Below are 9,865 nucleotides of genomic sequence, written 5' to 3'. Positions count from 1 at the left end.
AAGAGGGGCCCCGGAGGGCCCCTCGAGGGTTCGCGCTGTCCCGCGCCCGTCGCTGGTCGGCGGCGTCCTGCTCTCCCACCGGCTGGACCGGCAGTACCATCGGCGCTCGGGGGCTTAACTTCCGGGTTCGGCATGGGACCGGGTGTTCCCCCCCTGCCATGGCCGCCGACCGGCGACGGNCGCGGGGAGGGCGGGTCGCCTCCGCCCCCTCAGGGCCGCACAGCGACGCGAAGCGCTCGTCTCGCACCGTCCCGGGTAAGAATGGGGGGCAAGAGCTCGNCCTATTAGTACCGCTCGGCTGAGGCGCTCGCGCGCCTTGCACCTGCGGCCTATCGACCTCGTGGTCTTCGAGGGGCCTTACCGGAAGGGAGAACTCATCTCAGGACCGGCTTCCCGCTTAGATGCTTTCAGCGGTTATCCGAACCGGACTCAGCTACCGGGCCGTGCCGTTGGTCGACAACCCGTTCACCGGAGGTCCGTCCACCCCGGTCCTCTCGTACTGGGGGCAGCCTCCTTCAATTCTCCTACGCCCACGGAGGATAGGGACCGAACTGTCTCACGACGTTCTGAACCCAGCTCGCGTACCGCTTTGAATGGCGAACAGCCATACCCTTGGGACCTGCTCCAGCCCCAGGATGCGATGAGCCGACATCGAGGTGCCAAACCTTCCCGTCGATGTGGACTCTTGGGGAAGATCAGCCTGTTATCCCCGGAGTACCTTTTATCCGTTGAGCGACGGCCGTTCCACGCCGGGCCGCCGGATCACTAGAGCCTGGTTTCCCACCTGCTCGGCCTGTGGGCCTCGCAGTCGAGCCTGCTTATGCTCTTGCACTCAAGAGGACGGTTGCCGACCGTCCCGAGCAGACCTTTGCGCGCCTCCGTTACTCTTTAGGAGGCGACCGCCCCAGTCAAACTACCCACCAGGCACGGTCCCCGGGCCGGTTCACGGTCCCGGGTTAGGATGCCAGAGCGACGAGGGTGGTATTCCAAGGGCGACTCCCCGCAGGCTGGCGCCTGCGGTTCACGGTCTCCCACCTATCCTCTACACGTCGGACCGGCAGCCAATGCCTAGCTGCAGTAAAGGTTCACGGGGTCTTTCCGTCCTTCCGCGGGTAAGTCGCATCTTCACGACTAGTGCAATTTCACCGGGTCCATGGTCGAGACAGCGCCCAAATCGTTGCGCCTTTCGTGCAGGTCGGAACTTACCCGACAAGGAATTTCGCTACCTTAGGACCGTTATAGTTACGGCCGCCGTTTACCGGGGCTTGGGTTCGCCGCTNCGCGCCCGGAGGCGCTGACGGCTCCCCGTGACCTTCCGGCACCGGGCAGGCGTCAGACCCTATACGTCGTCTTACGACTTCAGCAGAGTCCTGTGTTTTTGGTAAACAGTCGTTTGGGCCTCTCCACTGCGGCTCCCCCGGGCTCCGGACGCGAGGTCCATCACCTGGGGGAGCGCCCCTTCTCCCGAAGTTACGGGGCCATTTTGCCGAGTTCCTTGACCATGGTTCTCCCGATCGCCTTGGTATGTTCTACCCACCCACCTGTGTCGGTTTGCGGTACGGGCCCCCAGGGGCTCGCTAGAGGTTTTTCTAGGAAGCACGGGCTCACTCGCTTCGCTCAATCGCTTCGTCGGCCGCCTCACCCCTTGGCGGGGCGCGCGTTTCACAGCGCCCCGGGCTACGCGGCTTCGCGGGGACGTCCAGAACCCCGTCGAGCCACCCCTCTCCGTCACCCCGTCGCTGATAGCGCCCCTCGGGGGGTGCAGGAATGTCTGCCTGCTGTGCATCGGCTACGCCTTCCGGCCTCGCCTTAGCCCCCGACTGACCCTGGGAGGATTAGCCTCGCCCAGGAAACCTTGGGTTCACGGCGGCGGCGTTTCCCACGCCGCTCTCGTTACTCATGCCAGCATTCTCACTTCCGCGCGCTCCACCGGTCGGTCGCCCGCCGGCTTCGCCGCTGCGCGGAAAGCTCCCCTACCACCGGACGCTGGGTCCGGTCCGCCGCTTCGGCGCCGTGCTTAGCCCCGTGTATTGTCGGCGCATGTCCACTCGACCAGTGAGCTGTTACGCACTCTTTGAATGGATGGCTGCTTCTAAGCCAACATCCTGGTTGTCTGGGCAGACGCACATCCTTTGCCACTCGGCACGGACTTGGGGGCCTTGGCGGGCGGTCTGGGCTGTTTCCCTCTCGAACGCGCGGCTTAGCCCACGCGTTCTGACTCCCGGCCTCTCGACCGTCGCCATTCGGAGTTCGGTTGGGGTTGGTAGGCGGTGAGGCCCCCGCGCCCATCCGGTGCTCTACCTGCGACGGTAAACGGCCGAGGCTAGCCCTAAAGCTATTTCGGGGAGAACGAGATATCTCCGGGTTTGATTGGCCTTTCACCCCTACCCACAGGTCATCCCCCCAGTTTTCAACCTAGGTGGGTTCGGCCCTCCACGGGGTCTTACCCCCGCTTCAGCCTGCCCATGGGTAGCTCACCCGGCTTCGCGTCTGCGTCGCGCGACTGGAACGCCCGTTTCGGACTCGCTTTCGCTGCGGCTCGCTTCCAAGCTAAACCTCGCCGCGCGGCGCAACTCGCTGGCTCATTCTACAAAAGGCACGCCGTCACACCCCGAAGGGGTGCTCCGACTGCTTGTGGGCGCACGGTTTCAGGTGCTGTTTCACTCCCCTCCCGGGGTGCTTTTCACCTTTCCCTCACGGTACTGGTCCGCTATCGGTCACAGGAGAGTGTTTAGGCTTGGAGGGTGGTCCCCCCTGCTTCCCACCGGGTTTCACGTGTCCGGCGGTACTCAGGGTGCGCGACGCGCAGCCGGGGCGGGTTCGCCTACGGGGCTCTAACCCTGTGCCGCCGGCCTTCCCATGCCGTTCGGCTCCCGTCCCGGTTTGTCACTGCGCCGGGGGCCGGCAGGCCCCCGATGCGCGCCCCTGCAACCCCGGCGGCGCAAACCCTGCCGGGTGCGCGCGCTCGCCGGTTTGGCCTCTTCCCCGTTCGCTCGCCGCTACTGGGGGAATCTCTGTTGATTTCTCTTCCTCCGCCTACTTAGATGTTTCAGTTCGGCGGGTTGTCCCCCGCCGGCCTATGGGTTCGGCCGGCGGGCGGCAGGCGTCTCTTCCTGCCGGGTTCGCCCATTCGGAGATCCGCGGGTCGCAGGCCATGTGCGCCTCACCGCGGCTTATCGCAGCTTGTCACGTCCTTCGTCGGCTTCCTGTGCCAAGGCATCCACCGTGCGCCTTTTCCATCTTGCCCGCCCCCCGCGCGGGTGCGCGGGGGGCTCGCTTTCTTAACGCTGGTGTGCTTTCTTGTGCAGTTGCACATACCCGGGCCCCAGGGAGGGGCCCAGGCGATCAGATGCGACCCCTCCCCCTTGGGGGGAGGGGATTGCTTCGCGTGCTATGCGGCTCTCAAGGTGCGGAGGGACGGGCCCTCGGGACCGGGTGCCGCGGCGCCTCGGGTGCGCGGGGAGACGGCGGCCCACCGGCCGGGCGGGCCCGGCTGCGTGAGCTTCGATGAAAAGTGATTCTAGAAAGCTTGCTCTCCCTAGAAAGGAGGTGATCCAGCCGCACCTTCCGGTACGGCTACCTTGTTACGACTTCACCCCCCTTACCCTCCACACCTTAGGCGCCTCCCCCCGCGGAGCGGTTGGGCCGGCGACTTCGGGTGCAGACGACTCGGGTGGTGTGACGGGCGGTGTGTACAAGGCCCGGGAACGCATTCACCGCGGCGTGCTGATCCGCGATTACTAGCAACTCCGACTTCACGGAGGCGGGTTGCAGCCTCCGATCCGAACTGGGGCCGGCTTTGAGGGATTCGCTTCCGCTCGCGCGGTCGCAGCCCGTTGTGCCGGCCATTGTAGCACGTGTGCAGCCCAGGACATAAGGGGCATGATGACTTGACGTCGTCCCCACCCTCCTCCGGCTTGACGCCGGCGGTCCCGCGCGGGTGCCCAACTGAATGCTGGCAACACGCGGCAGGGGTTGCGCTCGTTGCGGGACTTAACCCAACATCTCACGACACGAGCTGACGACAGCCATGCACCACCTGTCACCGCTCCTCTCGGCCACGGCGTCTCCGCCGCTTCACGGTGATGTCAAGCCCTGGTAAGGTTCTTCGCGTTGCTTCGAATTAAGCCACATGCTCCGCTGCTTGTGCGGGCCCCCGTCAATTCCTTTGAGTTTTAGCCTTGCGGCCGTACTCCCCAGGCGGGACGCTTAATGCGTTGGCTGCGGCACGGAGGGCAGGTCCCCCCACACCTAGCGTCCATCGTTTACGGCTAGGACTACCAGGGTATCTAATCCTGTTCGCTCCCCTAGCTTTCGCGCCTCAGCGTCAGTCGTGGCCCAGAAGGCCGCCTTCGCCGCCGGTGTTCTTCCCAATATCTGCGCATTCCACCGCTACACTGGGAATTCCGCCTTCCCCTACCAGACTCAAGCCTGCCGGTATCGGGGGCGGACCGGGGTTGAGCCCCGGTATTTGACCCCCGACCTAACAGGCCGCCTACGCGCGCTTTACGCCCAATGAATCCGGATAACGCTCGCCCCCTACGTATTACCGCGGCTGCTGGCACGTAGTTAGCCGGGGCTTCTTCTGCAGGTACCGTCACCGTGAGGGCCTCGTCCCTGCTGAAAGCGGTTTACGACCCGAAGGCCTTCGTCCCGCACGCGGCGTCGCTGCGTCAGGCTTCCGCCCATTGCGCAAGATTCCCCACTGCTGCCTCCCGTAGGAGTCTGGGCCGTGTCTCAGTCCCAATCTGGCCGGTCGGTCTCTCAACCCGGCTACCCATAATCGCCTCGGTGGGCCGTTACCCCGCCGACTAGCTAACAGGCCGCGGGCCCATCCCCTCCCGTCTGGGCTTTCCCGGGCCGGCCATGCGGCCGTCCCGGAGTATCCGGTATTACCCACGGTTTCCCGAGGCTGTCCCGGTGGAGGGGGCAGGTTGCCCACGTGTTACTCAGCCGTTCGCCACTCTCGGCGGGGCCCGGAGGCCCCGCTTCCCGTTCGACTTGCATGTGTTAGGCGCGCCGCCAGCGTTCATCCTGAGCCAGGATCGAACTCTCCGTTCGGACACGCGGCGCCCGCTGGCGCCGCGGTGCGTGTCAGATGGAGCCCGACCCGGCCGATGATCCGCCGATCGTCGGATCCACAAGGAAATGACAGGTTCGCTCGTTTCCCGGCGGGGTCTCCCCCGCCGCGAGGAACCATCCTTAATGGTCTGTCTCCCCGCGGCCCCCAAAGGCCGCGGTATCCGGTTCTCAAGGTCCGTCGCGCCGGGACCACCAGGCGGTGGGTGCCGCGGCGCGAGAAAGAACAATACAGGGCTTGGGGCCCCATGCCTTCGAGAATCTCGGAATAGGCTTTCCCCTCATTTTTCCTTCACAAAGACGAGGGGGCATCATTCGTGCTCGTGCCGGCGTACAACGGCGACAGCGCACTACCACTATGCCTTGCCCCCTGTGATTTACCGTGCTGATGCCGGCAAACGGCACCGTTCTGTCGGCAAGCGAGCCCCATGGATGCGAAGGGGCGGCGCACCGGGAGGGTGCCCCGCCCCCGAGGGACGTGCCGTATGGGGCGCGCCGTTCGATACGCGCCGCAGGGCACCCCTAGACGGCCGCCACCTTGGCGGGGCCGTCGACCCCCCTGCAGTCGTCGAAGGTGACGGTGCGCAGAGCCGGGTCCTCGTAGGTGCTGTAGTAATACGTCTTGCTGGCGGAGGAGTAGCCCCCCGTGTAGAAGGTGTACTCGAAGTCGCCAGACTCCTGGCGACAGTGGCCCTTGACCATCGAGACGGCCCCGAGGGTCCTGAAGAGGCGCGCGACGTTGGCCTTCTCCCCCTCCTCGTCGGGATAGAGGACGTTGAGGATGGCGACGCAGACGAAGCGCGAGATGGCGGAGGGGTCGCCAGGCAGGCCCATCATCGAGGGACCGACGCCCATGGCGGTGAGGTGCTCCTCGCGCAGGGTGACCTCGGGGGTCCAGGCGTTGTCGAGGTGCACGTAGTTGCGCATGTTCTCGCAGTGGAACCTGAACTCGGGCTGGTTGGTGAGGACGTCGAAGCCGTCGTGGCTCACCTTGAGGCCGTCGGCGTCCTGCTCGACGACGATGGAGCGCTCGGCGTCGGCGACGAACCAGTGGAGGGAAGAGGGCTCGAGGGCCGAGGAGAAGCTGTCGTTGGTGATCACGGCATCGGCGAGGGCCTCCTCGACCTCGTCGACCGAGGAGAACGTCCCGCACACCCAGAGCGGCATCTCGAAGCTGGCGATGTTGGTCTTGCCCTCCTCGGGGTCGCGGTAGACGCCGAAGCCACCCGCGAACGAGAGCCCGGCACAATAGAGGCCGTCCTCGTTGGCGCAGTCGAAGAACAGGGGCATGCCCTCCTCGACGATGGACATGCCGATCAGGCCGGTGCGCGTCTTGAACGTGCCCTCGTGGCGCGACCGCCACTCCCAGCCGGCGGGGACGGCCACAGGGCCCTCGCCGTAGCTGACGCCCCAGTCGTAGTTACGACCGCAGTACAGATGACCCTCGGGGTCGCAGGACCGGACCGCTGTGCACATCGCAAGCCGCCTTTCCCGGGCCCGGCCCGGACTCNTCCCGATGCTTGGCGGCTCGTACCCGTATGGCAGCGGCGCAGACTACCNGCAGTAGCTTCTGCCGAACTGGTCCACAAGCTCGCGCACCTCGTCGTCGGAGCNGTCGATGCCCAGACCGCGGATGCGCTCGGGGAGCTCGCCTTCCGAGGCGAGGAGCAGGGAGTCGAGGCACCGCTGGTTGGTGCGGGCGCACTTGAGGGCGGCAAAGAGGCTCTTGACGAGCGCCTCGGCGCTCACCTCCTCCTCGGCGTCCATCTGGTCGAGGGCGAGTCTCGCCTCGTAGGCGATGTCGGAGGAGTCTACGGAGAAATCCCGGGCCTTCATCTGCGGACCTCCCTATGGGGTGACGGCTTAGGGCGCACGTCTCCGCGCGCTGGGAGGGCTATCCNCCCTTTTTTGGGACCCGTNGCGCTCCCATGGGGACCATCCCCGACTCGCCCCATACCTGATACGTCTCGCAAGGAAACTGGAAGGGGCCTTGAGGGGAGACGTATGGAGAGGGTCCCGTTGTCTATTGAGCTAGGAGCACACAAATTGCTAACCGGTGGTTAGTGGATGACCCACCCGGCCTCGCCCATCTTCAGAGCCATGAAAGATTCTGCTTACACCACGTTTCTCGCAGGGCTCGGCCGCAGGCTCGGCGCCGTGCGACGCTCCCGCGGGCTCTCCCAGGAGCGCGTGGCGCAGATGCTGGACATGGACCGCGTCTCCATCGGCTACATCGAGCAGGGGCGCCGCTCGCCGCGCCTGGCCACGCTCTACCGCTTGGCCACGCTCTACGACGTCCGGGTCACCGACTTCTTCGACTTCGAGGAGACCGCGGACGAGGTCCTGGGGCGTCTCGTCGACGACGGGCCCGAGGCCTGAACCCATGTACAAGACAAGGGAGGGGCNGCGCCTCGACGGGCGCGGTCCCTCCCTTGTTCCCGCTTCGGGTCGCCCCTACTCGTGGACGTGGTGGCAGCAGCCCTCGCCGTGGTCGTGGCCATGCCCATGGCAGCAGCCGCCACCGTGGCCGTGGTCGTGGCCGCAGCCGCAGCCCTCGTCGCCCTCGTCGCCCTCGTCGTCGAACATGTCGGCCGCGAGGTACATGTGCTCGATGGAGCCCACGTACAGGGTGTGGAGGTCGTCGTCGGGATAGTTTTCGCCGTAGACCTCGGGCGCCGTGAAGCAGGCCTTGTCGAGCTGCTGGGCGTAGAGCTTGTGGCAGACGATGACGAGCTGGGCCTCCTCGAAGGCCATGGAGCCGTCCACCTGCATGGGGGAGAGGCCTGCGTCGAGGACCTTGTCGGTGTCGCGGCCGCTCGTGGAGCCGCAGACCTTGAGGGCGTCGCGCCGCTCCTCCCCGAAGAAGCTCAGCGTGAAGTCGTCGGACCGGTCCACGAACTCCTTGGTGTAGCGCTGCGGGCGGATGAAGCACGTGGCGANGGGGCNGTCCNAAAGGACACCGAGCCCGCCCCACGACGCGGTCATGGTGTTGAAGGCGGAGTCGTTGCCCGCGGTGACCAGCATCCAGTCGTCGCCGATCAGCTCGAACGGGTTGAACTGCAGGTCCTTGGGGTCGATTTCGACGAACTCTCTGGGCATTGTCCCTCCTTGTAGACGATNGNCGGCCCGGCCGGGTGCGGCNNTCGCCCTGCAGGTGCTTGCCCCTGCGACGGGCCCGCCCGTCGCGGCGCCGGCACCCTCCATGGTCCCAGCTTAGCCAAAACCGGGCTACGGCCCCACGGTGACGGACGCCACGGCGGCCTTGANGGCGGCGACGACGGCGGCGGGGGCGTCGGGGGACCAGGCGCCTTCGACGACGTGAACCTTGCCGCCGTCGGCCAGCAGGAGCTCCGTGCCCTCCATGCCGTCCTCCCGCACAGGGAGCGTGGCGCGCCACAGGCCGTCCGCGCCCCGCTCGACGGCCACGTCGGCGTCAGCGGAGCCGCCCTCGGCCGACGAGACGGTGCGGGCGAGTGCCTCCATGTCGTCGGCCGAGGAGACGGACGGCACGGGGCCCATGGCACTCGCCTCGGCGGTGTCGGCGGTCACGCGGGCGACGCTGCCGTCCGACGTGGGGGAGGCCCCCTTGACGCCCGCGATGTCGACCTCCGCCCAGTTGTCGGGGACCCGCACCGTGACCCCGCCCGCGGAGAGGGACGTGAACGTCCTGGACGGATCGGGCACGGACCCGCCGGACGCCCCGTCGGAGGCCCCCGCCGACCCAGACCCGCCGTCGACCGACGCGGAGCCGCCCGGGGACCCGAGCGGCGAGAAGACGTCGAGGCCGAACGCCACTGCGAGCACGGCCGCCACGGCGACCACGGCGGCCACGGGCAGCCAGCGCCGCCAGCGCGCCGCGGGGGCTCCCCCGTCCCGGCCTTCCCCGATATGCCTGTCGTCCATGGGCCCTCCTGCCGCCGGCTCTCGTCCTAGGGACCCTACCCGCCCCGGCGCCGGCCTAGCGCGGGACGGCCCCCGATGTGGAGACGAGCCCCTCCAGGGCGCGGGCGACCCCGTCCTCGCCGCAGGGGCCCACCACCCAGCGGGCCCGTTCGAGGACGGCGGGCTTGGCGTCGGCCACCGCGCAGGAGTTGGGGAACGCCCCGAGGACCTCGAGGTCGTTGTCGGAGTCGCCGAAGACGAGCACCTCGTCGGGGGCGGCGCCCACCGCCTCGGCGAGGGCCCGGGCGCCGGTGGCCTTGGAGCAGCCGGCCGCGAGCACGTCGAGGATAGGCCGGCTGCGGGTGGGGCTCACGAGGTCGAAGGCCGGGTACAGGGCGGAGAGGTGGTCCGCGGCCGCCCCGANGTCCGCCCCCTCGGGCAGGTGGATGTTGGCCTTNGTGAGGCCGGCCAGGGCCCCCTCCCCGTGGCTCGCGAGCCAGGGGCCGTCCACGACGACGAACTCCCCGGGCAGGCCCGGGAGCCCGCACACCCCGAGCTCGCCGATGCCCTCGCGCCGCACCCTGAGGGCGAGGTCGGCGAGGGCCGCCGGGTCGTAGAAGCGGGCGTGGACGCGCTCTCCGTCGAGGTAGGCGACCATGCCGTTGTCGAACACGCCGGACCGGTACAGGTCGCCCGTGCCCGGGCCGAAGAGCCCCGGCAGGTGCGCCGGGGAGCGCCCGGTGCAGGGGCCGAAGACCGCGCCGTGGGCCATGACGGCGCGGATGGCGGCCGCCGCGCGGCCGGTGAGCCCGGAGCGGGGCGTGTCGAGCAGGGTCGCATCAAGGTCGGAGAGGACGAGCCTTATCAACGTTTTCCTCCATAGGAAGGGGCCTGGGGTCACCCC

At 67.7% G+C, this 9,865-nt stretch carries 4 protein-coding genes and 3 rRNA genes; 1 reads left to right on the top strand and 6 read right to left on the bottom strand.

Annotated elements, in window-relative coordinates:
- Positions 1-54: 54 nt before the first annotated feature.
- From rrf to JX283_RS03610, 4 genes are all read right to left on the bottom strand, one after another.
- Positions 55-170: ribosomal RNA gene (gene rrf, locus JX283_RS03625) — 5S ribosomal RNA — on the bottom strand.
- Between the two features lie 94 nt (positions 171-264).
- Positions 265-3,247, bottom strand: a 23S ribosomal RNA gene (locus JX283_RS03620).
- 295 nt (positions 3,248-3,542) lie between these two features.
- Positions 3,543-5,061, bottom strand: a 16S ribosomal RNA gene (locus tag JX283_RS03615).
- Together the 16S, 23S and 5S rRNA genes form the textbook arrangement of a ribosomal RNA operon.
- A gap of 540 nt (positions 5,062-5,601) precedes the next feature.
- Entirely contained in the window at positions 5,602-6,555 is a 954-nt protein-coding gene (locus tag JX283_RS03610; RefSeq protein WP_204406848.1) for a linear amide C-N hydrolase, read from the bottom strand.
- Positions 6,556-7,179: 624 nt separating this feature from the next.
- Here JX283_RS03610 and JX283_RS03605 point away from each other — a divergent pair.
- On the top strand, positions 7,180-7,458 hold the full coding sequence (locus JX283_RS03605) for a helix-turn-helix transcriptional regulator (protein ID WP_204406850.1): 279 nt from the start codon (positions 7,180-7,182) through the stop codon (positions 7,456-7,458).
- A gap of 75 nt (positions 7,459-7,533) precedes the next feature.
- On the opposite strand, the gene JX283_RS03600 is transcribed toward JX283_RS03605, so the two are convergent.
- Together JX283_RS03600 and JX283_RS03595 are read right to left on the bottom strand one after the other, a co-directional pair.
- On the bottom strand, positions 7,534-8,178 hold the full coding sequence (locus JX283_RS03600; RefSeq protein ID WP_204829383.1) for a flavin reductase: 645 nt from the start codon (positions 8,176-8,178) through the stop codon (positions 7,534-7,536).
- A gap of 859 nt (positions 8,179-9,037) precedes the next feature.
- Positions 9,038-9,829 carry an HAD family hydrolase gene (locus JX283_RS03595; protein WP_204829382.1) on the bottom strand — a complete coding sequence of 264 codons (792 nt, stop codon included), beginning with the start codon at positions 9,827-9,829 and terminating at the stop codon, positions 9,038-9,040.
- Positions 9,830-9,865 lie beyond the last annotated feature (36 nt).

Origin of the sequence: Olsenella sp. CU969 (assembly GCF_905219715.1) — a bacterium.
Taxonomy (GTDB): Bacteria; Actinomycetota; Coriobacteriia; order Coriobacteriales; family Atopobiaceae; genus Granulimonas; species Granulimonas faecalis.
The sequence above is the reverse complement of the archived record's forward strand: the minus strand, read 5'-3'. Positions and strand labels throughout refer to the sequence as shown.